This window comes from Nonomuraea helvata (assembly GCF_039535785.1).
GTDB classification, from domain to species: domain Bacteria; phylum Actinomycetota; class Actinomycetes; order Streptosporangiales; family Streptosporangiaceae; genus Nonomuraea; species Nonomuraea helvata.
The window spans coordinates 760,622-782,977 of record NZ_BAAAXV010000008.1 but is presented as its reverse complement, the minus strand read 5'-3'; the positions used below and the strand labels follow the sequence as shown (position 1 = coordinate 782,977).

Annotated in this window: 20 protein-coding genes and 1 pseudogene; 9 read left to right on the top strand and 12 right to left on the bottom strand. The window is 70.3% G+C overall.

The features are described from left to right. The 5 genes from tal to pgl are packed head-to-tail and all read left to right on the top strand — an operon-like array spanning position 1 to position 6,053. Positions 1-1,092 carry a transaldolase gene (gene tal, locus ABD830_RS31125; protein WP_344995157.1) on the top strand — a complete coding sequence of 364 codons (1,092 nt, stop codon included), beginning with the start codon at positions 1-3 and terminating at the stop codon, positions 1,090-1,092. Then, a complete protein-coding gene (locus tag ABD830_RS31120) occupies positions 1,092-2,705 on the top strand; it encodes a glucose-6-phosphate isomerase (RefSeq protein ID WP_344996038.1) in 1,614 nt (537 codons plus the stop codon). The genes tal and ABD830_RS31120 overlap by 1 nt, the downstream gene beginning before the upstream one ends. 1 nt (position 2,706) lies before the next feature. Next, positions 2,707-4,332 carry a glucose-6-phosphate dehydrogenase gene (zwf, locus tag ABD830_RS31115; protein ID WP_344995154.1) on the top strand — a complete coding sequence of 542 codons (1,626 nt, stop codon included), beginning with the start codon at positions 2,707-2,709 and terminating at the stop codon, positions 4,330-4,332. Beyond that, a complete protein-coding gene (gene opcA / locus ABD830_RS31110) occupies positions 4,332-5,246 on the top strand; it encodes a glucose-6-phosphate dehydrogenase assembly protein OpcA (RefSeq protein WP_344995151.1) in 915 nt (304 codons plus the stop codon). The genes zwf and opcA overlap by 1 nt, the downstream gene beginning before the upstream one ends. 33 nt (positions 5,247-5,279) lie before the next feature. Beyond that, entirely contained in the window at positions 5,280-6,053 is a 774-nt protein-coding gene (gene pgl / locus ABD830_RS31105) for a 6-phosphogluconolactonase (protein ID WP_344995148.1), read from the top strand. Positions 6,054-6,112: 59 nt separating this feature from the next. On the opposite strand, the gene add is transcribed toward pgl, so the two are convergent. Next, on the bottom strand, positions 6,113-7,138 hold the full coding sequence (gene add / locus ABD830_RS31100; RefSeq protein WP_344995145.1) for an adenosine deaminase: 1,026 nt from the start codon (positions 7,136-7,138) through the stop codon (positions 6,113-6,115). Positions 7,139-7,238: 100 nt separating this feature from the next. Between add and ABD830_RS31095 the strand changes: the two genes are divergently transcribed. Beyond that, positions 7,239-8,012, top strand: a complete 774-nt coding sequence (locus tag ABD830_RS31095) for a class I SAM-dependent methyltransferase (RefSeq protein ID WP_344995142.1) — start codon at positions 7,239-7,241, stop codon at positions 8,010-8,012. Here ABD830_RS31095 and ABD830_RS31090 read toward each other — a convergent pair. The 4 genes from ABD830_RS31090 to ABD830_RS31075 all read right to left on the bottom strand — a co-directional run bounded on the left by ABD830_RS31090 (position 7,974) and on the right by ABD830_RS31075 (position 12,355). After that, positions 7,974-10,007 (bottom strand): leucine-rich repeat domain-containing protein, encoded by a 2,034-nt coding sequence (locus tag ABD830_RS31090; RefSeq protein WP_344995139.1) that lies wholly within the window; start codon positions 10,005-10,007, stop codon positions 7,974-7,976. The two genes, ABD830_RS31095 and ABD830_RS31090, sit on opposite strands and share 39 nt — an antisense overlap. 52 nt (positions 10,008-10,059) lie before the next feature. Beyond that, positions 10,060-10,635, bottom strand: coding sequence for a TetR/AcrR family transcriptional regulator (locus ABD830_RS31085; RefSeq protein WP_344995136.1), 576 nt, complete (start codon positions 10,633-10,635; stop codon positions 10,060-10,062). A 12-nt stretch (positions 10,636-10,647) separates the two neighbouring features. Continuing rightward, entirely contained in the window at positions 10,648-11,517 is an 870-nt protein-coding gene (locus tag ABD830_RS31080) for an oxidoreductase (RefSeq protein ID WP_344995133.1), read from the bottom strand. An 82-nt stretch (positions 11,518-11,599) separates the two neighbouring features. After that, positions 11,600-12,355, bottom strand: a complete 756-nt coding sequence (locus ABD830_RS31075; RefSeq protein WP_344995130.1) for a hypothetical protein — start codon at positions 12,353-12,355, stop codon at positions 11,600-11,602. Positions 12,356-12,427: 72 nt separating this feature from the next. Here ABD830_RS31075 and ABD830_RS31070 point away from each other — a divergent pair. Further along, positions 12,428-12,847 (top strand): annotated as a pseudogene (locus ABD830_RS31070) (Clp protease N-terminal domain-containing protein); the annotation flags it as partial. A gap of 274 nt (positions 12,848-13,121) precedes the next feature. Here the strand turns inward: ABD830_RS31070 and ABD830_RS31065 are convergent. After that, entirely contained in the window at positions 13,122-14,144 is a 1,023-nt protein-coding gene (locus tag ABD830_RS31065; protein WP_344995127.1) for a GNAT family N-acetyltransferase, read from the bottom strand. A 196-nt stretch (positions 14,145-14,340) separates the two neighbouring features. Here ABD830_RS31065 and ABD830_RS31060 point away from each other — a divergent pair, with 196 nt between their 5' ends. Continuing rightward, positions 14,341-15,948 carry an amidohydrolase gene (locus ABD830_RS31060; RefSeq protein ID WP_344995124.1) on the top strand — a complete coding sequence of 536 codons (1,608 nt, stop codon included), beginning with the start codon at positions 14,341-14,343 and terminating at the stop codon, positions 15,946-15,948. Positions 15,949-16,009: 61 nt separating this feature from the next. Here ABD830_RS31060 and ABD830_RS31055 read toward each other — a convergent pair whose 3' ends face one another. The 5 genes from ABD830_RS31055 to gap all read right to left on the bottom strand — a co-directional run bounded on the left by ABD830_RS31055 (position 16,010) and on the right by gap (position 20,037). Further along, the gene (locus ABD830_RS31055) at positions 16,010-16,354 is read right to left on the bottom strand and encodes an RNA polymerase-binding protein RbpA (protein ID WP_192785730.1); all 345 of its coding nucleotides are present in this window, start codon (positions 16,352-16,354) and stop codon (positions 16,010-16,012) included. A 73-nt stretch (positions 16,355-16,427) separates the two neighbouring features. After that, positions 16,428-16,658, bottom strand: a complete 231-nt coding sequence (gene secG, locus ABD830_RS31050) for a preprotein translocase subunit SecG (RefSeq protein WP_139630497.1) — start codon at positions 16,656-16,658, stop codon at positions 16,428-16,430. Between the two features lie 99 nt (positions 16,659-16,757). Next, the gene (gene tpiA, locus ABD830_RS31045) at positions 16,758-17,540 is read right to left on the bottom strand and encodes a triose-phosphate isomerase (protein ID WP_344995111.1); all 783 of its coding nucleotides are present in this window, start codon (positions 17,538-17,540) and stop codon (positions 16,758-16,760) included. A 1-nt stretch (position 17,541) separates the two neighbouring features. Beyond that, a complete protein-coding gene (locus tag ABD830_RS31040) occupies positions 17,542-18,741 on the bottom strand; it encodes a phosphoglycerate kinase (protein ID WP_344995108.1) in 1,200 nt (399 codons plus the stop codon). Between the two features lie 291 nt (positions 18,742-19,032). Then, complete coding sequence (gene gap, locus ABD830_RS31035) at positions 19,033-20,037, bottom strand: type I glyceraldehyde-3-phosphate dehydrogenase (RefSeq protein WP_344995105.1); 1,005 nt, start codon at positions 20,035-20,037, stop codon at positions 19,033-19,035. Between the two features lie 184 nt (positions 20,038-20,221). Between gap and ABD830_RS31030 the strand changes: the two genes are divergently transcribed. After that, complete coding sequence (locus tag ABD830_RS31030) at positions 20,222-20,863, top strand: hypothetical protein (RefSeq protein ID WP_344995102.1); 642 nt, start codon at positions 20,222-20,224, stop codon at positions 20,861-20,863. A 484-nt stretch (positions 20,864-21,347) separates the two neighbouring features. Here the strand turns inward: ABD830_RS31030 and whiA are convergent, their stop codons facing one another. After that, positions 21,348-22,328: a DNA-binding protein WhiA gene (gene whiA, locus ABD830_RS31025; RefSeq protein ID WP_138714326.1), complete on the bottom strand. Its 981-nt coding sequence runs from the start codon at positions 22,326-22,328 to the stop codon at positions 21,348-21,350. Between the last annotated feature and the right edge of the window lie 28 nt (positions 22,329-22,356).

The window sequence follows — 22,356 nt, the reverse complement described above, 5'->3', positions numbered from 1 at the left end:
ATGAGCGAGAACCTCAAGAAGCTGTCCGGCCAGGGCGTTGCCATCTGGCTCGACGACATCAGCCGTGAGCGGCTGCGCAGCGGCAACCTCGAGCAGCTGATCCGCGAGAAGAACGTCGTCGGGGTCACGTCCAACCCGACGATCTTCGCCAACGCGCTCAGCAAGGGCGACGCGTACGACGGCCAACTGCACGACCTGGCCGTACGCGGCGTGGACATCGGCGAAGCCGTGCGCGCCATCACCACCTACGACATCCGCTGGGCGGCCGACGTGCTGCGTCCGGTCTACGACGCCACCGGCGGCGTGGACGGCCGCGTGTCGCTGGAGGTGGACCCGCGCCTGGCCCGCGAGAGCGAGAAGACCGTGGCCGAGGCCCGGGCGCTGTGGTGGATGGTGGACCGGCCCAACCTGTTCATCAAGATCCCGGCGACGGTCGAGGGCCTGCCCGCGATCACGCAGGCGCTCTCGGAGGGCATCAGCGTCAACGTCACGCTGATCTTCTCCCTCGAGCGCTACCGCGCGGTCATGGACGCCTGGCTGGCCGGCCTCGAGGCGGCGCAGGCCAAGGGGCTCGACCTGGGCTCGATCGAGTCGGTGGCCTCGTTCTTCGTCAGCCGGGTCGACACCGAGATCGACAAGCGGCTCGACAAGCTGGGCAAGCCGGAGCTGAAGGGCAAGGCGGGCATCGCCAACGCGCGCCTGGCGTACGCGGCGTACGAGGACGTGATGAACTCCGAGCGCTGGCAGCGCCTGCGCGCGGCGGGCGCCAAGCCGCAGCGGCCGCTGTGGGCCTCGACCGGCGTGAAGAACCCCGAGTACTCCGACACCATGTACGTCGACCAGCTCGTCGCCCCCGGCACCGTCAACACGATGCCGGAGAAGACGCTCGACGCGACGGCCGACCACGCCAACGTCACCGGCGACACCGTCCGCCCGTTCTACGAGCAGGCCTGGAACACCATGGCCGCGCTCAAGGAGGCCGGCATCGACTACGACGACGTGGTGAAGGTGCTGGAGGACGAGGGCGTCGAGAAGTTCGAGGCGTCCTGGAACGAGCTGCTCGAGAGCGTCACCAAGAACCTGGTCCCGTGATGGAAGTGACCTACCGCGAGGAGGGGGTGGCCTCGGCCGCCGCCTCCGTCGCGGGGCGTCTCGTCGCCGACGGCGTGCCCGCGCGGCTCGCCGGCGGCGACCCCACGCTGTGGGGTGAGGACGCCGGGGCGGAGGCGGCTGTCAGGCTCGGCTGGCTGACGCTGCCCCGCTCTTCTCGCGAGCTGCTGCCCCGGCTGGGCGGGCTCGTCGAGCGGGCCCGCGCTGCGGGCCTGACCAACGTGGTGCTGACCGGGATGGGCGGCTCGTCGCTGGCGGCGGAGGTCATCTGCGCCACCGTCGACGTGCCGCTCACCGTGCTGGACACGACCGATCCCGGGCAGGTGCGCCGCGCGCTGTCCGACCGGCTCGACGCCACGGTCGTGGTCGTGGCCAGCAAGAGCGGCTCGACCGTGGAGACCGACTGCCATCTGCGGATCTACGAGGAGTTGTTCGCGGACGCGGGCATCGCGCCCGCGGACCGCGTCGTGGTCGTCACCGACCCGGGCTCGCCGCTGGAGAAGCGGGCCGCCGACGGCGGCTTCGAGCTGGTGCTCGCCCAGCCCGACGTGGGCGGGCGCTACGCGGCGCTGTCGGCGTTCGGGCTGGTGCCGAGCGCGCTGGCAGGGGCCGACGTGGAGCGGCTGCTCGACGACGCCCAGGAGGTGCTGCCGCTGCTGTCGCGCGACACCGGCAACCCAGGCCTCGACCTGGGAGCCGCGCTCGGCGGCGCGGCGCTGGCCGGGCGCGACAAGCTGCTGCTCGAGGACCAGCTGTCGGCCATCACGGGGCTGCCCGACTGGATCGAGCAGCTCGTCGCCGAGTCCACCGGCAAGCAGGGCAGGGGGATCCTGCCCGTCGTGGGCGCCGACCCCAACGAGTCCGGCGACGAGCTGGTCGTCGCCATCGAGACCGACCTCGGGGACGTGCGCGTGGACGGGCCGCTGGGCGCGCAGTTCCTGATCTGGGAGTACGCCACCGCCGTCGCGGGGCTGCTGCTGGAGATCGACCCGTTCGACCAGCCGAACGTGGCCGAGTCCAAGGAGAACACCGCGACCCTGCTGGCGCTGCCCGACCTGCCGACCGGCGCGCCGGCGTTCGTGGACGGCCCCGTCGAGGTGTACGGGTCGTCCACCGCCAGGGACCTGCCGGGGGTGTTCGCCGAGCTGCTGCGCGCGATACCGGCCGGCGGCTACCTGGGGATCATGGCTTATCTCGACCGGCTGGCCGCGTTCGACGCCCCGGTGCCCGACGGGGCCGACTTCGAGCAGATGACCGACGCGTGGATGTGGGCCGACGCGGCCACGCTGCGTCCGCTGCTGGCGCTGCGCACCAACCGGCCGGTGACCTTCGGGTGGGGGCCGCGGTACCTCCACTCGACCGGGCAATACCACAAGGGCGGGCCCCAGAACGGGGTGTTCCTGCAGATCACCGGGGCGGTGGCCGAGGACGTGCCGGTCCCCGGCAGGCCGTACACGCTGGGGCGGCTCCAGCTCGCCCAGGCGCTCGGCGACCTGGGGGCGCTCGAGACCCGCGGGCGGCCCGCCGTACGCCTGCATTTGACCGATCGCGCGGCGGGTGTCGCGCGCTTGCTCGCAGCCGCACAGGAGGCTTGAGATGACAGACCCGGCAGCACCCGCGGAGGAGGCCGCCGCCGTCGACAGCACGTTGGCGGCCACCGTGGCCACCTCAGCCGCGGGCACCGCCACCACCGAGGAGGTGGTCGCCGCCAACCCGTTGCGTGATCCGCGTGACAAGCGGCTGCCCCGGGTGGCGGGACCTTGTGTGATGGTCTTGTTCGGCGTGACGGGTGACCTGGCCAAGCGAAAGCTGCTGCCGGCGATCTACGACCTGGGGAACCGGGGGCTGCTGCCGCCCGGCTTCTCGCTGGTCGGCTTCGCCCGGCGGGATTGGAAAGACCAGGATTTCGCCCAGTTGACGCACGACGCCGTCAAGGCGCATGCCAGAACGCCCTTCCGCGAGGAGGTCTGGAAGCAGATCCGCGAGGGCATCCATTTCGTGCCAGGTGAGTTCTCGGACGACGGGGCGTTCGACGCGCTGGCCATGGCGCTCGCCGAGATCGACGAGACCCGGGGCACGGGCGGAAACTACGCTTTCTACCTGTCGGTGCCGCCGAAGTTCTTCCCCGTGGTGGTGGAGCAGCTCAAGCGGACCGGCCTGTCCGACGCCCCCGAGGGGTCGTGGCGGCGGGTGGTCATCGAGAAGCCGTTCGGGCACGACCTGAAGTCGGCGCACGAGCTGAACGAGATCACCACCTCGGCCTTCCCGGAGAGCTCGATCTTCCGGATCGACCACTACCTGGGCAAGGAGACCGTCCAGAACATCCTGGCGCTGCGCTTCGCCAACAACCTCTACGAGCCCATCTGGAACCGCGGCTTCGTCGACCACGTCCAGATCACGATGGCCGAGGACATCGGCATCGGCGGGCGGGCCGGCTACTACGACGGCATCGGCGCGGCCCGCGACGTGATCCAGAACCACCTGCTCCAGCTGCTCGCGCTGGTCGCGATGGAGGACCCGACCTCCTTCGACGCCTCGGCGCTGCGGCGGGAGAAGGAGAAGGTGCTCAAGGCCGTGCGGCTGCCTTCCAACCTGGCTCTGAACACCGCCCGCGGCCAGTACTCCGCGGGCTGGCAGGGCGGCGAGAAGGTAGTCGGCTACCTGCAGGAGGAGGGCATCCCGCCCGAGTCCAAGACCGACACGTACGCGGCCATCAAGCTGGAGATCGCCAACCGGCGGTGGGCGGGCGTGCCGTTCTACCTGCGCGCCGGCAAGCGCCTGGGCCGCCGGGTGACCGAGGTGGCGGTGGTGTTCCAGCGCGCGCCGCACCTGCCGTTCAGCAAGACTGACACCGAGATCCTGGGGCAGAACGCCCTGGTGATCAGGGTGCAGCCGGACGAGGGCATCACCGTCAGGTTCGGCAGCAAGGTCCCCGGCACCGCCATGGAGGTCCGGGACGTCTCCATGGACTTCGCCTACGGCGAGTCGTTCCTGGAGTCCTCCCCCGAGGCGTACGAGCGGCTGCTGCTCGACGTCATGATCGGCGACCCGCCGCTCTTCCCGCACCAGCGGGAGGTGGAGCTGTCGTGGAAGATCCTCGACCCGATCGAGGAGTTCTGGGCCACGCAGGGGCAGCCGGAGCCGTACGAGGCGGGCTCGTGGGGGCCGCCGTCCGCCGACGCGATGATGGCCCGCGACGGCCGTGTCTGGAGGAGACTCTAGTGACAACGTTCATGCTGGCGGACACCACGGCCGGCAAGATCTCGGCGCAGTTCACGCACCTGCGCCACCAGATGGGCGCGCCGGCCATCGGCATGGTGCTGACGCTCGTGGTGGTCTGCGAGGAGCGCCACCAGTACGACGCGCTGCGCGCCGCCACCGAGGCGGCCCGCGAGCACCCGTCGCGCATCATCGTGGTGATCAACCGCGAGCCGGAGGAGCCCAACAGGCTCGACGCCGAGCTGCGCATCGGCGAGTCCACGCCGGGCGAGGTCGTCGTCCTGCGCCTGTACGGCGAGCTGACCCAGCACGCCGACTCCGTGGTCAGCCCGCTCCTGCTGCCCGACACGCCGGTCGTGGTGTGGTGGCCGGGCGCGGCGCCCGACGCGCCGTCCCAGGACGCGGTCGGCGCTCTCGCCCAGCGCCGGATCACGGACGCCAGGGGCTTCGACCACAGCGGCGTCAAGTCGCTGGTGACCAGGGCCAGGGGGTACGCCCCCGGCGACACCGACCTGGCGTGGTCCAGGCTGACGCCGTGGCGCAGCCTGCTGGCGGCCGCGTTCGACCAGCCGGTGGGCAAGGTGCGCAAGGGCGTCGTCGAGGCCTCCCAGGGCAACCCGAGCGCGCCGCTGCTGGCCGCCTGGCTGTCGGAGCGGCTCGGCGCCCCGATGAAGGTCGTCGACTCCACCGGCCCGGGGCTGACGGCCGTGCGGCTGCAGCTCAACGACGGCGAGCTGATCATCTCCAGGCACGATGCCCGGCTGGCCACGCTGTCGCGGCCCGGCCAGCCCGACAGGAACGTGGCCCTGGCCAGGCGGCAGACCTCGGAGCTGATGGCCGAGGAGCTGCGCAGGCTCGACAGCGACGAGATCTACGAGGCCGCGGTCAAGCGGTTCGCCCGTACGTACAAGGGGTGACCGGTGACCTCAGTGGCTGAGAGAGTAGTGCCCGTGAGCGTTCCCAACGTAGTGGTCCACCGCGACGCCGACGTCCTGGCCAAGGCGGTGGCCGCGCGGATCATCACGCGGCTGGTCGACGTGCAGTCGGCCAAGGGTTCGGCGTCGATCGTGCTCACGGGCGGCACGGTCGGCATCGCGACGCTGGCGGCCATCGCCGCCACGCCCGCCCGCGACGCCGTGGACTGGCGCCGCCTGGACATCTGGTGGGGCGACGAGCGTTTCCTGCCCTCCGGTGACAAGGAGCGCAACGAGACCGGCGCCCGCGAGGCCCTGCTCGACCGCGTGGACGTGGACCCTGAGCGGGTCCACGTCATGCGCGGCCCCGACTCGGGGATGACGGCGGAGGAGTCGGCCGAGTCCTACGCCGCCGAGCTGGCCAGGGCCGCCAGGCCCGAGGACCACGGCCCGGTGCCGAGCTTCGACGTGACGCTGCTCGGCATGGGGCCGGACGCCCACGTGGCGTCGCTGTTCCCGGGCATGCCCGCCCTGTACGACACCCGCTCGGTGGTGGCCGTGCACGGCGCGCCCAAGCCGCCGCCGACCCGCATCTCGCTGACGCTGCCCGCCATCCAGACCTCGCGCGAGGTCTGGGTCGTGGCCGCCGGCGAGGAGAAGTCGGGCGCGGTACGCCTGGCGCTGTCGGACTCGGGGCACGTCCAGGTGCCCGCGTCAGGGGCCAGGGGTCGTGCGCGCACGTTGTTCCTGCTGGACCGGGCGGCGGCCAGCAAGATCCCGCCGGAGCTGGGGCGCATCTCGTCGCCCTGACGCCCTGCCCGTCTCGCTTCTGGTGTCACCTGTCCGGCACCCGGGCGGGGCGGGCGGTGTCAGGCCCCTTGGGCCGCCAGCAGGTCGTCGATCTCCTTGAGCAGCGCCTGCTTGCGCTCCTGCGCCAGGTAGGACGCCTGGACGCCGTTCCTGGAAAGCTGCGCGAGCTCCTGCCTGCCGAAGCCGAAGGTGTGCGCGGCCACCCGGTACTCCTCCGCCAGCGTCGTGGCGAACATGGGCGGGTCGTCGCTGTTGAGCGTCACGTACAGGCCCTCCTCCAGCATCCGCGGCAGCGGGTGGTCCTCGATGCGGGCGATCTGGCCCGTACGGAGGTTGGAGGTGGGGCACACGTCCAGCGGGAGCTGGGTGTCGCGCAGGTGCGCGACCAGGCGCGGGTCGGCGAGGCAGTTGATGCCGTGGCCGATGCGCTCGGCGCCGTAACCCTCGATGACCTCCCAGATCGTCTCAGGGCCGCTCATCTCGCCGCCGTGCGGAACGCTGTGGAGGCCCGCGGCGCGGGCGGCCGAGAACGCCGAGCGGTACGCGTCACGATATTTCGGGCGCTCCTGCTCAATGCCGCCGATGCCGAAACCTACCAGCGCGGCGGGAGGTTCCTGGAGGGCGTGCTCGACCGTCACCTTGGCGGCCTCATCGCCGTACTCGCCGGGGATGTCGAAGATGTACGCCATCTCCACCCCGTGGTCGCTCAGCGAGCGGCGGGCGGCCAGGTCCAGCGCCTCGGTGACCTCACGCATGGGCATGCCGACGACGTGGTGGGCGTACGGGGTCACCTGCAGCTCCACGTAGCGGGCGCCCTGCGGGGCGAGGTCACGGGCCAGGCCGAGGACGAGGGTGGCCACGTCCTCGGGCTCGCGGACCAGGGCGTTGACGGCCCGGTACACCTGCGCGAAGTGCGGGAAGTCGCGGAAGGTGTAGAAGCGGCGCAGCTCCTCCTCCGTCGAGGGCACGGGGCCGCCGGGGTGGCGGCGGGAGAGCTCGAGGACGGTGGGGACCGAGGCCGAGCCGACCAGGTGCACGTGGAGCTCGACCTTGGGCAGCGCGTCGATGAAGGCGTCGAGGGTCATGGCGACGACGATAAGGGCCACATTTCCCGAAAAAACAGCATTAGAGGATGAATTTCACAGAGAAATGTTAGCTTCAGCGGCTTGGGCTAAACTGGTGCGCGTGACCAACGCCGAAGCGTACGATCGCGGCTTCGCCCAGCTCAGCTCCCACACCGTCGGCCCCCTCCTCGACCGGGCGTGCGCGCCCCGCCTGCTCGACGTCGGCTGCGGCACGGGCGTGGTCACCGCGGCGGCGCTCGCGTTGGGCGCCCAGGTCACCGCCGTGGACGTCAATCCGGTGATGCTGGAGCTGACCGCCCGCCGCCACCCGTACGCGACGATCCGCCAGGCCGCGCTCCCCGACCTGCCGTTCGAGGACGAGGAGTTTGACGCCATAGCGGGAAATTTCATCATCAATCACGTGCCCGACACGGCCAGGGCACTCAAGGAGCTCCACCGTGTGCTGCGCCCCGGCGGCACGCTCGCCCTGACCTGGTGGAAGTCCGACGAGATGACCGCCACGAACGTCTTCTCCGACGCCATCGCCGCCGCCGAGGTCCCCTACCAGCCCCCTGCCCGGCCGTTCACCGGCGACGACACGCCGCAACGCTTCACGGAGCTGCTGGAGGAGGCGGGCTTCCAGGGCGCAGCCGTGGAGACCCTGCGCTGGCGCCACCGGGTGGACCTCGCGGCGTGGTGGACCGACATCGTGCAGGCGAGCGGCCCCCGCTTCGCGGTGATCGCGCGCCAGCCGCCGGAGACTGTCGAGCGGATCAGGGCGCACTACCTCAGGCTGGCGGCCCCGTACGAGCGGGAGGGCTTCCCCGTGTGCGCCTATCTGGCGCACGCCACCCGCTCACCGCGCGAATCCGTCGGTCGTGAGCAGTACGCGTGAGCTGATTCGATCCAAGACGGCCTCGGGCAGGTCGGGACAGTCGTGGATCTCGACCCGCTCCAGCGCCGGAAGATCGATCAGCCCGTCCAGGTCGCGCAGCTCAGGGCAGTTGTCGACCTGTAGTGAGCGCAGGGCGGGCAGGTGCGTGAACCCGTTGAGCGTGCGCAGATGAGTGATGTTCCGAAGGCGCAGAGATTCCACTCGGGAGAGCGCGGAAGGCAGGAGCAGCTCGTCGAAATCCATCATGGAGCCGAACGTGAGCGTTCGCAGCGCGGGCAGCCGGGTCAGCGCGGACAAGTCCTTCACCGTCAGCGGCCCGAACAGCCTGACCGTCGCGATCGACGGGTGCTCCTCCAGGCCGTCCAGGCAGGTGAGCTCGTGCTCGGGCAAGAGCGAGATCTCGGCGAGGGACGGGAAACCCGACAGGAAACGCAGGCCGGGGAGGGGGCGGCGGGGAAGGGACAGGACGGCGAGGTGGGGATGGCCGGCCTGCTCCAGGCCTGTCAGCGCGGCCTCGGCGCTGAGTGTGCGCAGCGCGGGCAGTCCTTCGATGCCCGCGTGGCTGGTCGGCTGGTCGGAGTTGAGGTGCAGTTCGGTGAGGGCGTCGAGCCCGTGCAGGTCGGCCAGGGAGGTCAGCGGGAGGTCGAGGTGGAGCTCCTTGAGGCCGCCGAGCCGGGCCACCCGGCGCGGGTCCGCAAGGGAGCCGCATCCGAGGATGTCGAGCTTTTCGAGCCGGTCGTCCAGCGCGCTCAGATCCGCGAGTTCGCGGCAGTTCCAGAGGGTCAGCGAGCGCACTGCGGGGATGCCCTCCAGGGTGGAGAGCCGGTCCAGGTGATACAGGTCGAGCTCGTCAAGGCGGTGCAGGTCCGCCAGCAGGCCGAGGTCGCGGACCCGCAGCATCACCAGGTGGAGCGTGCGAAGGGCGGGCAGGCCGGCCAGGGCGGACAGATCCCGCGGCTCGGTGACCCCGCTCAGCGTCACTTCGGCGATCGACGGATGCCCTGCCAATCCCTTCAGCGAGGGCCTCGCGTGATCGTCGTGGATGCTGATCTCAGCCAGGTCCGGGAAACGGTGGACGAAGCTCAGATCCGGCAGTGGGGCGGAGGGAAGACGAAGGTTGGTCAGGCGGTGGTACGGCCCGCCGGTGTTCAGCATCTCCGAGCCTGTGCACTGGGTCAGGCAGAGCGTCTTCAGCGAGGGCAGCGCGTCGATGCCGTCGATCGAGGTGATCGGGGTGTCGGGAGAACCGACGACGAGCTCCTGGAGCGCATCGAGATCGCGGAGGCCGGTGAGCGTGCTGACCTTGGTGTAGCTGAGGTCGAGGCTCTGCAACTGAGGCAGCCCGGACAGGGGGCTCACATCGCTGAGGGACCGGCAGTGGGACAGGTCAAGATGGGAGAGCAGGGGAAAGGCGTCGGCGAATCCGTCGAGCCTCGTCACCTCGGTGCGGGACAGGTCCAGCCATCTCAGGCGGCGCATGCCCAGCAATGGGGTGAGGTCGCTGATCCGGGTGTTCAGAAGGTGGAGGGATTCGAGCCGCGTCAGGGCGGCCAGGGGCGAGAAATCGGTCACGAGCGCGGCCGAGCTGAGCTCGAGCTGGGTCAGGTGGGTGAGGCCGGCGAGCTCGGCGATGTCCTCGTAGAACACGTGGCCGCGTAGGTCCACCTTGCGCAGATTGCTCAGATGCCGAAGACCGGGAGTGAGGGAACTTCCTTTGAGCTGGAGCTCGGTGCGCCCCTCACGCACGAACGCGGGCGCGAGGAGGAACTCGGCGAACCCGTCCGGATCCGGCGTCGTCGGCCAGAACTTGAGCAGCCGTTCCGTGGGTGGTGATGCGATCTCGGCGAACTCGGCGGCCAGTTCGAGTGCCGGCCGCGAGACCGTGGGGGCGACGATGGCGAGCTCACGGATCGCTCGCCAAGCGCGCGTGGGGGTCGCCCTGGGCAGGAGGGCGCGTAAGGCCGCGAGGTTCGGTGCCGTGGAGGGGGTGGCCATGCCGCCGCACCCTACCGGTGTCCGCCGACAAGATCGGCTCTGAAGCCTGCTCTCAGCCTTTCGACCAGGCGGTCGCCAGCGGCATCAGCACCCCGTCGACCGACTCCGCGACGAACTCCGGGCCGAACGGCGGCCCGGCGAAGATCAACCGATGCCACACCAGCGCCTCCGCGACCGCGAAGAGCCGCCCGATGTCGACCGGCCCGACCAGCTCCCCGCGCTCCACGGCCCGCTCCAGCGGATCGCGTACGGCGTCGAGGTCTCTCGTGCTCAGATGCGCGCGCAGCGTGCGCGCCAGCTCCTGGTGGGACAGCAACGTCGACGACAGGCCGATGATGAGCGTGTGCTTGCGCTCCACCGTCTTGCACAGGCTCAGGAAGACGGCGGCCAGGTCGCCGCGGAGCGAGCCGGTGTCGGCGCCCTGCGGCGCGTCCATGTCGAATCGCCGGCAGATGACGTCCACCACCAGCTCCGGCTTGCCCGGCCAGCGCCGGTAGATCGTGGCCTTGCTGGCCTTGGCCCGCTTGGCGATCTGGTCGACCGACATCCGGTCGTAACCGACCTCCGACAGCAGCTCCATCGTGGCGTCGAGGATGGCCCTTTCGCGCTCGGGGTCGAGTGGAGCCACGTACACGTCCTTCTAGCTGTAGGCGATTTTTTCGAATCGTACGCCCGTCAGCTCGGCCGACACGTCCCACAGCCTTCTGGCGAGCTCTTCCGACCTGGCCGCGGCCGACGGCGTTATGATCTTGAATTTGGGGGCCACGAACTCGCCGCCATGGATGTCGGGAGAGGTCGCGGCGTAGAGAGTGGGCAGCGCGCCGGCCGCCGCCGACTTGAGGACCAGGCCCACGAGGGGCTGTAGCCGCCCCACGCTGACGATGTTCGTGGCGGTCGCGCCTGGATGGCAGGCGACGCTGGTCAAGTCCACACCGGCCTTCTCAGCGCGTCGCTGGAGCTCCAGGGCGAAGAGCAGGTTGGCGAGCTTGGAGCGCCCGTACGAGCTCATCCGGCCGTAACCGTGCTCCAGCGCGAGGTTGTCGAAGTCGATCCTGCCGCCTTTGTGCGCGTCACTGGAGACGGTCACCACGCGGGCGCCGGGAGAGGCGAGCAGGAGCGGCAGCAGCAGGCCGGTGAGCGCGTAATGGCCCAGGTGGTTGGTGCCGAACTGCATCTCGAAGCCGTCCTTGGTCTCCTGCCTGGGGATCAGGCCGATGCCCGCGTTGTTGATCAGCAGGTCGACCTTGTCCACGCCCTCGGCGAACCGCCTGACCGAGGCCAGGTCCGCCAGGTCGAGGTGGCCGTACTCGACCTGACCGCCGGGGACCGCCCGCTGGATCTCCGCGACGGCCGCGGCACCCTTCTCCGGCGAACGCGCCGCGACGACGACGCGCGCGCCGTGCCTGGCCAGCTCCAGCGCGGTGGGGAGCCCGATGCCGCTGTTGGCGCCGGTCACGATGGCGGTCTTGCCGGTCAGATCGGGCATGGAGTCAGGGGTCCAGCCAGTCATCGCCACTCCTCGGGTGCTTGAACCGCTGCGGGCCGCGAGCCGCTGGACGCGACCCACGGTGTACGAAACCGTTTCGTACACTTTAACCTAGTCGCTGACGCGCGTGGCGCTCCTCGCGCCGCGTGACTTCGAGCCGCTGTTCGGCCTCGGCGAGCCGCTTGCGGGCCTTGGCCAGCTTCCGCTCCAGCCGGGCGACCCGCTCGGCGCGTTCGTCGTGCTCCTTGAGTGCCACGTCCAGCGCCTCCTGCCACTCCTGGTGCGCGGCCTCGGCCTCCTGGCGCTCCTTGGCCTTCCTGGCCTCGGCCTCCTCGCGCTGCCTCGCCTCCTCCTCCTGTTCTTCCGGTGGCTTGCGCCTGGCGGGCCGTTCCCGGGGGATGGGGGCGGGGGCGAAGCCGCTGTAGTTGAGGGGCTTGGCCAGACGGCCGTCGCGCACCTGCGCGGCCGCGTCGGCATCCACGACGGCGGCCTCCAGTGTCTGGTCCAGCTCGGCCGCCGCCGCGGGCGACAGGCCGCCGTCCTGCCGCGCCAGCCGGCCCACCTTGGCCGTCACGTCGCCGCGGCGCCGGGTCAGCTCGGCCAGCGCGTCGGGGTCCTGCTCCTGCCAGGCGGCACGCAGCCGCTCCCCCACCTCGAGCAGTTCGGCCAGCTCCCCTGGATGCTCGCGGGCGAGCCGGTTCACGGCCCAGGCGGACACCGTCGGCTTGCGCAGCTTCGCGATCTCGCGCGCGAGCCGTACGTCGCCCGCTTCCTTCGCCGCACGGGCCTCGGCCTCGCGCGCAGCGGTGAACTCGGACGGCGGCAGCACATATAGCCTGCCGGCCACCTCGTCAAGATCCACACAGGACAAATACCCCACATCCGCTGGTTTGTAGCGCATAGTGGAGGCAGTGGCAGTCGAACGGAGGCCCCCGTGTTCGAACGCTTCACCGACCGTGCGCGCCGAGTCGTCGTCCTCGCCCAGGAGGAGGCGCGGATGATGAGCCACAACTACATCGGCACGGAGCACATCCTGCTCGGCCTCATCCACGAGGGCGAGGGCCTGGCCGCGCTGGTGCTCGACGGCTGCGGCGTGGAGCTCGATCACGTACGGGCCTTCGTCGAGCGCGAGGTGGGCCCCGGCACCAAGTCGCCCGGCGGGCACATCCCGTTCACGCTGCGCGCCAAGAAGGTGCTGGAGCTGTCGCTGCGCGAGGCCCTGCAGCTGCGCCACAACTACATCGGCACCGAGCACATCCTGCTCGGGTTGATCAGGGAGGGCGAGGGGCTGGCCGCCCAGGCGCTCGTGGACGCGGGCGCGGATCTGCCGGACGTACGGCAGCGCCTGCTCGAACGCGTGGGGCGCGCCTCAAAGGAGCGCCCGAGCGAGATGGTGTTCGCCGGCGGCTCGGTGCTGAGCGAGCGGCTCACGCGGATCGAGGAGAGCCTGGAACGCATCGAACGCCACCTGGGCATCCAGCCGGCCGCCGACGGGAAACCCGCCGAGAGTCCTTCAGGAGAGCCTTCCGCGAGGCCTTTCGACGAGCCGCCACCGGCCGAAGAGGGTCTGGGCTGACGGCGGCGCACCGGCCTGAACGGGGCCCCGGCGCACCGCTCCGAAGAGAGACCTAAGCCGACGCCAGCGCGCCGACCGGCAGTCTGGCCTCCATGACGCCCGGGTCCTCGGTGTAACCCAGCGTGGCGCCCAGCGAGATCAGCATCCTGCGCATCTTGGCGTTGTCGGACAGCATGGTGGCCCTGACCTCCGCGTACCCGAGGTCGCGGGCGCCCCGCACGAGCATCCTGGCCATCGCCGTGCCCAGACCGCGCCCCTGCCAGCGGTCCTCGACCAGGAAGGCCATCTCGGCGATGCCGGGGTCGGGGGTGAACATGAGGTTGGCCATCCCCACGACCTGCCCGTCATGCCCGGCGACCAGCGAATGTGCCCTGTTCCTGTCGCAGAGCCGGTCGAACATGCGCGCCGGCAGCGTCGGCATCGAGGTGAAGTAGCGGAACCTGCGCGACTCGGGCGAGCACCGGTCGTGCAGGTCGCGTACGGCCTCGCGGTAGATCGAGGTGAGCGGGCGGACTGTGACCTCCGCGCCGTCGGCGAGCTTGATCGCGCGGTCGGCCACGGCCTGCTCGGTGGCGGGCTGGGCGAGCCGGGCGAAGGAGGCCGCCCTGGCCGCCTCGGTCAGCGTGAACGGCAGCTCCGCACGGCGCAGCCGTACCGCCCTTCTGGGGGCCACGGGGACGACGAGCTGGGTCGGGTCGGGAAGATCACTCACCGCTTCACCATAGATCCACCTGGCGTCGTCGGCGCGCAGCAACTCGGCCAGGAGGTCGGGCAGCCGCCACGGCATGGAGCGCAGCCTGGAGGCCAGCAGCAGCGCCCTGGTGGGCTCGTCGGTCAGCTCGTGGGCGGTGGCGGGGACCACCTGGACCCGGCGGCCCCCGGCCGCCTCCAGCGCCTCGCGCACCGTCTCGGGGTTGGCGGGGATGTCGGCGACGAACTCGTCGACGGTGCCGTCCGCGTCGGACTGCACGCTCAGCCCGAGGATATTGCCGCCCCTGGCTGCCAGGGCCGCGGTGAGTGAGGCCAGCCGGCCGGGTCGCTCGTCCACCGTGGTGCGGATGCGCAAGAATCCCATGGCCATGAGCATGCCTGGCGGCTGTTACGCAACCGCTAACGATGTGTTTCATCGCGTATTTCATCGCAAGAAGCCACGATTTATCCCCCTTTAGCCCTCCATATCACCCCACCCCTCGCAGGTCACCGGGCCGGGCGGGAAGATGTACGGCGGGCTCGGCGTGCGCGAGCCGATCCACCGCTGAGAAAGGGAACCCATGAACATCCTCTTCCGAGGAGGCCGAGTCTTCACCCCGAAGGGCGTGCTGTCCGAGGCCGTGCTGGTGAGCGATGGCATGATCGCCGCGGTGGGCCCCGAGGGAGAGCTGGCGCGCCAGGTGCCGTCCCACGAGACGGTGGACCTGGACGGCGGCCTGCTGGTGCCGGGTTTCACGGATGCGCACATGCACCCGATCCAGGCAGGCCTCGAACGGTCGAAGTGCGATTTGTCCGAGCATTTCGGCCTTGACGCGTACATAGCCGTGATAGCCGACTACGCCGCGAAAAATCCTGGCAAAGAGTGGATCGATGGCGGCGGCTGGGACATGTCGGCGTTCCCCGGCGGCCTCCCCCACCGCGAGCAGCTCGACTTCCTCGACCGCCCCGCGTACCTCATCCAGCGTGACCACCACGCCGCCTGGGTCAACACCCGAGCCCTGCGGGAGGCCGGCATCACGAGGGACACGCCGGACCCGGCCGACGGCCGCATAGAGCGCGACGCCGCAGGCGAGCCCACCGGGGTCCTGCACGAGGGCGCGATGGACCTCGTCGGCCTGCTCACTCCCCGCCCGACCGCCCAGGACCTGGAGGACGCGCTGGCGGACGCGCAGGAGCACCTGTTCTCGCTGGGCATCACAGGCTGGCAGGACGCCATCGTGGGCTCCTACGCCGGTTCGCAGGACCAACTGCCCACCTACCTGGCCGCGGCCCGCTCAGGCAGGCTCAGGGCACGCGTGGTGGGCGCTCTGTGGTGGGACCGGACGCGCGGCCTGGACCAGGTAGAAGAGCTGGTCGAACGCCGGGCCGCCGCCGAAGGGCTCGACCGCTTCATGGCCACCTCGGTCAAGATCATGCAGGACGGCATCACCGAGAACTTCACGGCCGCCACCCTGGAGCCGTACTGCCTGTGCGGCGGCACGGGCCTGTCGTACGTGGACCCGCAGAAGCTCAAGGAGTACGTCGCCGAGCTGGACAGGCTCGGCTTCCAGGTGCACTTCCACGCCATCGGCGAGCGGGCCGTGCGCGAGGCCCTGGACAGCTTCGAGGGCACGAGCCCCGGCAACCGGCACCACATCGCCCACCTGCAGATCATCGAGCCGTCGGACGTGCCGCGCTTCGCCGCCCTGGGCGTCACCGCCAACCTGCAGCCGCTGTGGGCCACGCACCACGCCCAGATGGACGAGCTGACGCTGCCGTACCTGGGGGAGCCGCGCTCGTCGTGGCAGTACCCGTTCGCGGACCTGCTGGCGCACGGCACCCGCTTCTGCGCGGGCAGCGACTGGCCGGTCTCCGACGCCGACCCGCTCCAGGGCATGCACGTCGCGGTGAACCGCACCGAGCCGGGCGGCTCGGTGCACGCGAGCTATCCGACCGCGCAGACCCCGTTCCTGCCCGGCCAGCGCATCGACCTGGCCGCGGCCATGACCGCGTACACGGAGGGCTCGGCCTGGATCAACCGCTCCCCCGCCGGCGCCATGGAGCCGGGCCGCCCGGCCGACCTGGTGGTGCTGGACCGCGACCCGTTCGAGCTCCCGGCCGGCGACATCTGGACGACGCGGACGCGCATGACGTTCGTGGACGGCGACGCGGTCTACGAGCGCCGCTGAGCGTCCGGGGAAACGGCGAAGGGGCCTCGGGAGTCCGAGGCCCCTTCGCCGAATCCGGTCACTACCAGGGGGACTTGTTGTTACGCAGGCGCTCCAGTGCCTCCTCGAGGATCGCCTTGCCGTCCTTGTCGCTCCTGCGCTCCTTCACGTAGGCAAGATGCGTCTTGTACGGCTCGTTCTTCGGCGGGGCAGGTGGGGCCGACTCGTCCTGTCCGGCAGGAAGGCCGCAACGGGGGCAGTCCCAATTCTCGGGGACCGCCGCGTCACTGGCGAAACTGGGGCGCGTCTCGTGCATGTTGGCGCACCAGAACGAGACCCGCACTCTCGGAGCTGCCTCGCCGCGCTCGGCCTCCCCCATCGGGCCGGCTCCGACTCGACTGCCACGGATCGCGTTGCCACTACCCACGGATGAACTCCTCGCTCGATCGCCCCGCGCGCAGACACGGGGGGAGAATCACTGTCACGCGTTAACTTGTTGCTCAGGGCTTCATGAGCAAGCCGAGAGCGATGATGCAGACGAACCAGATGGTGCCCGTGATGACGGTCAGCCGGTCGAGGTTGCGCTCCACCACCGAGGAACCACCGAAGTTCGACGAGAAACCGCCGCCGAACATGTCAGACAGGCCGCCACCCTTGCCCTTGTGGAGCAGCACGAGCAGGATCATGAGACCGCTCGCCAGGATGAGGGCGATGGAGATTCCGATTTCCACGGTATGCCTGTTCCTTCAATGCTTTGTTACGCGTGACGATTCAGACTTGCCTTCTGAGGGTACGGCCTGCTGTCAAGTCGCACCCCCAGAACGACTCAGTTAGCCTGGCATACCGTAGAAACGGCAGATCTTCGCGAACTCCCCGGCGTCGATGCTGGCGCCGCCCACGAGCGCGCCGTCGACATCGGGTTGTGCCATGATCCCTGCGATATTGCCTGACTTGACCGAGCCTCCGTAAAGAATACGGACGCCGGAGGCCACTTCGGGGTCGTAGAGCTCAGCGAGTCTGACTCGCAGCGCACCACACACCTCCTGGGCGTCCTCCGGGGTGGCCACCTCGCCGGTGCCGATCGCCCACACCGGCTCGTAGGCCACCACTATCGATTTTGCCTGCTCGGCGCTGATTTTGCGCAGCGCGGCGTCGAGTTGACCGAGACTGTGCGCGATGTGGCCGCCCTCTTGACGCACCGCCAGGCCCTCTCCGACGCAGAGGATCGGGGTGAGCGAGTGGCGGTAGGCGGCCTGCACCTTGGCGTTGACCAGGTCGTCGTCCTCGCCGTGGTACTGCCGGCGCTCGGAGTGGCCCACGACCGTGTACGTGCAGCCCAGCTTGGCCAGCATGGCGCCCGAGATCTCACCGGTGTAGGCGCCCGCGTCGTACTGCGACAGGTCCTGCGCGCCGTACACGATCCTGAGCTTGTCGCCGTCGACCAGCGTCTGCACGCTGCGCAGATCGGTGAACGGCGGCAGGACGGCGACGTCGACCTTGTCGAAGTCCTTGTCGTTGAGCGCGAAGGCGAGCTTCTGGACCAGCGCGATGGCCTCGAGGTGGTTGAGGTTCATCTTCCAGTTGCCGGCGATGAGCGGCTTCCGCTGGGTCAACTCAGTCCTCCAAAGCCGCGAGTCCGGGAAGGGTCTTGCCCTCAAGATATTCGAGGCTGGCCCCGCCACCGGTGGAGATGTGCGAGAAACCGTCCTCGGGGAGCCCCAGCTTCCGTACGGCGGCCGCCGAGTCGCCGCCGCCCACCACGGTGAAGGCCCCTCCGCTGCCGGTACGGGCGATCAGCGCCTCGGCCACCGCCCTGGTGCCGCCGGAGAACGCGTCGAACTCGAACACGCCCATGGGGCCGTTCCAGAAGACGGTGCCGGCGTCGGCCAGCTTGGAGGCGAACAGCTCGCGTGTCTTGGGGCCGATGTCGAGCCCCTCGCGGTCGGCCGGGATCGCCGTGGCCTCGACCACGTCGTGCTCGGCGTCCGGCGCGAACGTGACCGCCGCCAGGATGTCGACGGGCAGCACCAGCTCGACGCCGCGCTCGGCGGCCTCGTTGAGGAAGCCGCGCACCTGGTCGAGCTGGTCCTCCTGGAGCAGCGACTTGCCGACCTCGTGGCCCTGGGCCTTGAGGAAGGTGTACGCCATGCCGCCGCCGATCAGCAGCCGGTCGACCTTGGTCAGCAGGTTGGCGATGACGCCGAGCTTGTCGGAGACCTTGGCGCCGCCCAGCACCACGGCGTAGGGCCGCTCGGGGCTCTCGGTGAGCTTCTTCAGCACCTCGACCTCGGCCACGACCAGGCCGCCCGCCGCGTGCGGCAGCAGCTTGGGCACGTCGTAGACGCTGGCGTGCTTGCGGTGCACCGCGCCGAACCCGTCACCCACGTAGAGCTCGGCCAGCCCGGCCAGCTTCTCCGCGAACGCGCCCCGCTCAGCGTCGTCCTTGGACTCCTCGCCCGGCTCGTAGCGCAGGTTCTCCAGCAGCGCCACCTGGCCGTCCTGGAGCTGTTCGACCGTGCTCCCGGCGCTGTCGCCGACCACGTCGGTGGCGAAGGCGACCTCCTGGCCGAGCAGCTCGCCCAGGCGTCCGGCCACCGGCCTGAGCGAGTATTTCGGATCGACCTTGCCCTTGGGCCTGCCCAAGTGGGCACAGACGACGACCTTGGCGCCCCGGTCCACCAGCGTCCTGATCGTCGGCACCGACGCCCGGATGCGGCCGTCGTCGGTGATCGTCTCCCCGTCGAGGGGGACGTTGAGGTCGGCGCGCACGAGCACGCGCCGCCCCTTCACGTCGAGATCGTCGAGCGTGCGCATGCTCATACTCCTGTTCATTGCCTCTGCTCCGCAGAGGCGGGCTCGGTCGCCGGAAAGCCGCCGCCTTCCCTCGTCACTCCGGTCGCTACGCTCCCTGCGTTCCTCAGTCCAAGCGACGGCGCTCCCTCGCGTGTTCATTGCCTCTGCTCCGCAGAGGCGGACTCGGTCGCCGGAAAGCCGCCGCCTTCCCTCGTCACTCCGAGAAGGCGGCTCGCTCCCCTGGAGCAGCCGCCTTCCCTCGCGGGCTCATGCCCCCACTAAACGCGCGCCCGGTCGCTCGGACCCGCTGGATCAGAGGTCGCGGCCGACCAGCTCGATCAGGTCGGCGAGGCGGTTGGAGTAGCCCCACTCGTTGTCGTACCAGCCGACGACCTTGACCTGGTTGCCGATCACCTTGGTGAGACCGGCGTCGAAGATGCACGAGGCCGGGTCGGTGACGATGTCGGAGGAGACGATCTCGTCCTCGGTGTAGCTGAGGATGCCCTTGAGCGGGCCCTCGGCGGCGGCCTTGACCGCGGCGTTGACCTCCTCGACGGTGACCTCGCGGCTGACGTCGACGGTGAGGTCGGTGGCCGAGCCGGTGGGGATCGGCACGCGCATGGCGAAGCCGTCGAGCTTGCCCTTGAGCTCGGGCAGGACCAGGCCGATGGCCTTGGCGGCGCCGGTCGAGGTGGGCACCACGTTGAGCGCGGCGGCGCGGGCGCGACGCAGGTCCTTGTGCGGGCCGTCCTGCAGGTTCTGGTCCTGCGTGTAGGCGTGGATGGTGGTCATCAGACCCTTCTCGATGGTGAAGGTGTCGTGGAGGACCTTGGCCATCGGCGCCAGGCAGTTGGTGGTGCAGGAGGCGTTGGAGATGATCGTGTGGCTGGCCGGGTCGTAGGACCCCTCGTTGACGCCCATCACGATCGTGACGTCCTCGTTCTTCGCCGGGGCGGAGATGATGACCTTCTTCGCGCCGTTCTCGGCGTGCACCTTGGCCTTGGTGGCGTCGGTGAACAGACCCGTCGACTCGACGACCACGTCGACACCGAGGTCGCCCCAGGGCAGCTTGCCCGGGTCGCGCTCCTCGAAGACCTTGATCGCCTTGCCGTCGACGGTGATCTCGTCGCTGGAGGCCTTCACCTCGTACGGCAGACGGCCCAGGATGCTGTCGTACTTCAGCAGGTGAGCGAGCGTCGCGTTGTCAGTCAGGTCGTTGACCGCGACGATCTCGATGTCCTTGCCGCTGGCGGCCACAGCGCGCCAGAAGTTGCGGCCGATGCGGCCGAAGCCGTTGACGCCTACGCGGATGCTCACGGAAACCGATCTCCTCGAACCAGATGGCGGGCTGAAACCTCAACCACGAACCTTATCGGACCTAAATTGGTTTAGACCACTGGAGGTACCCACTCTGAATCGGCGTTCAGGAGGCACGTTTTGCGACGTTCGAGTAAAGTGCCCGACTCATCGATGTAAATTCGTGCATTCTCTGGGGGCTGAGATGTCACATAAGCGGTCCGGCCTGCTGCCCGGGCTGATCACAGGGCTGATCGCCGCGCTCGTCTGCGCGGCGGCTTTGGGGGCGGCCGTCCTGTTCCAGACGCGCCTTCCCGCCGCCGTCACGACGTTCGGGAACGGCCACCCTCTCTCGCTCGTTTCGTCCCTCGCGATCGCTCTCATCGTCGTCCTGGCGATGGGCGCGGTACGCCCCCGCAGCGTCATCCTCGTCCCCGTGGCGGCCCTGTACGCGGGCGGAGCCGTGGCGGCGGGCCAGATCGCGGGATCGTCAATCATGATCGGCGCCACCCTGCGCACCCCGGCCGCCGAGCGCGGCCCCGTGGACCTGGCCGACATCACCCTGGACAACTTCTCCGCCGGCCTCCCCTACGCGCCGTCGCTCTACCGGGACCCCCTGTCGGAGACGTGGGCCGCCTGGCTCTACATCGCCGTGGCCGCCCTCGCGGCCCTCGTCCTGCTCACCCTACGCGTAGCCCGCGTCCGGCGGGCCCAGCGCGCCCTGGCTGCCGACGAGGTCTCGGCGGAGGAGCCCGAGTACCGCGCCCCGTTCGAGCCCGTCCAGGCCCCGAGCCAGAAGCCGACAGCGGACCTGTTCACTCCCCGCAAGCCCGCCGGCAAGGACTGAGCCGCCACTCCGGCCGGGCCTGACAGGGGACGTCCCGGAACGGCATGCCGCTCGAACCGGAGTCCCCACGGCCGACGAACCGACGGCCGTGGGGGACGGTCAAGGCGGCCACGGAGCCGGCCCAGAATGCGCGTCGTCACGGCGACCGGCCCGTGAGCCTTCACGACCGGCCATGACGGACGGCAACCCACGTCGGCGCGTGCGGCCCACCGTGCGCAGCCGTACAAGATGGACGGCTTGACGGGCGCGCGGCCCACCGTGCGCAGCCGTACAAGATGGACGGCTTGACGGGCGCGCGGCCCACCGTGCGCAGCCGTACAAGATGGACGATTTGATGGGCGCGCGGCTCCACTGCGCGCAACCGTCACCCACGGGCCCGGCGCGGCACACCGTGCGCACCGGGACTTACGAGCTCGCCTCGGCCGGCGTGCGGGCCGTCACTCATGAGATCGCGCGCCCGGGACAGGTAGAGAACGCGCGCCCGTCAGGGGGCGAGCATGTCGACGGTGAGGTTGGCCTCGGTGTTGGGGATCCCCAGGTCGGAGGCGCGCTTGTCGGCCATGGCGAGCAGGCGGCGGATGCGTCCCGCGATGGCGTCCTTGGTCAGCGGCGGGTCGGCGATCTGCCCCAGCTCCTCCAGGGACGCCTGCTTGTGCTCCACCCGCAGCCGCCCGGCCACCACCAGGTGATCCGGCGCCTCCTCCCCCAGGATCTCCAGCGCCCGCTGCACCCGGGCCCCGGCCGCGACCGCCGCACGGGCCGAGCGCCGCAGGTTGGCGTCGTCGAAGTTGGCCAGCCGGTTGGCGGTGGCGCGCACCTCGCGGCGCATCCGGCGTTCCTCCCAGGCCAGCACGCTGTCGTGCGCCCCCAGCCGGGTGAGCAGCGCGCTGATCGCGTCGCCGTCACGCACCACGACGCGGTCCACTCCGCGCACCTCACGCGCCTTGGCGTGGATCTTCAGGCGCCGGGCCGAGCCCACCAGCGCGAGCGCCGCCTCCGGACCCGGGCACGTGACCTCGAGCGACATCGAGCGGCCCGGCTCGGTGAGGGAGCCGTGCGCGAGGAACGCGCCACGCCAGGCGGCCTCCGCGTCGCAGGCCGCGCCCGCCACGACCTGGCGGGGCAGACCGCGCACCGGGCGGCCGTGGTTGTCGATCAGGCCCGTCTGCCGGGCCAACGCCTCGCCGTCGCGGTAGACGCGTACGACGTAGCGCGAGCCCTTACGCAACCCGGCGGGAGCGAGCACGAGAACCTCGGCCTTGTGCCCGAACACCTCACCGATGTCCTTGATCAGCCGCCGCGCGGTGGCGTTGGTGTCGAGCTCAGCCTCGATCACGATCCGCCCGCCCACCAGGTGGAGGCCGCTCGCGAACCGCAGCAGCGTCGAAACCTCCGCCTTACGGCAGCACGGCTTCAGCACCGGCAGGCGACTCAGCTCGTCCTTCACCACACCTGTCATGGCCATGCGTTAGTCCTCTCCCCCATTCAGACCG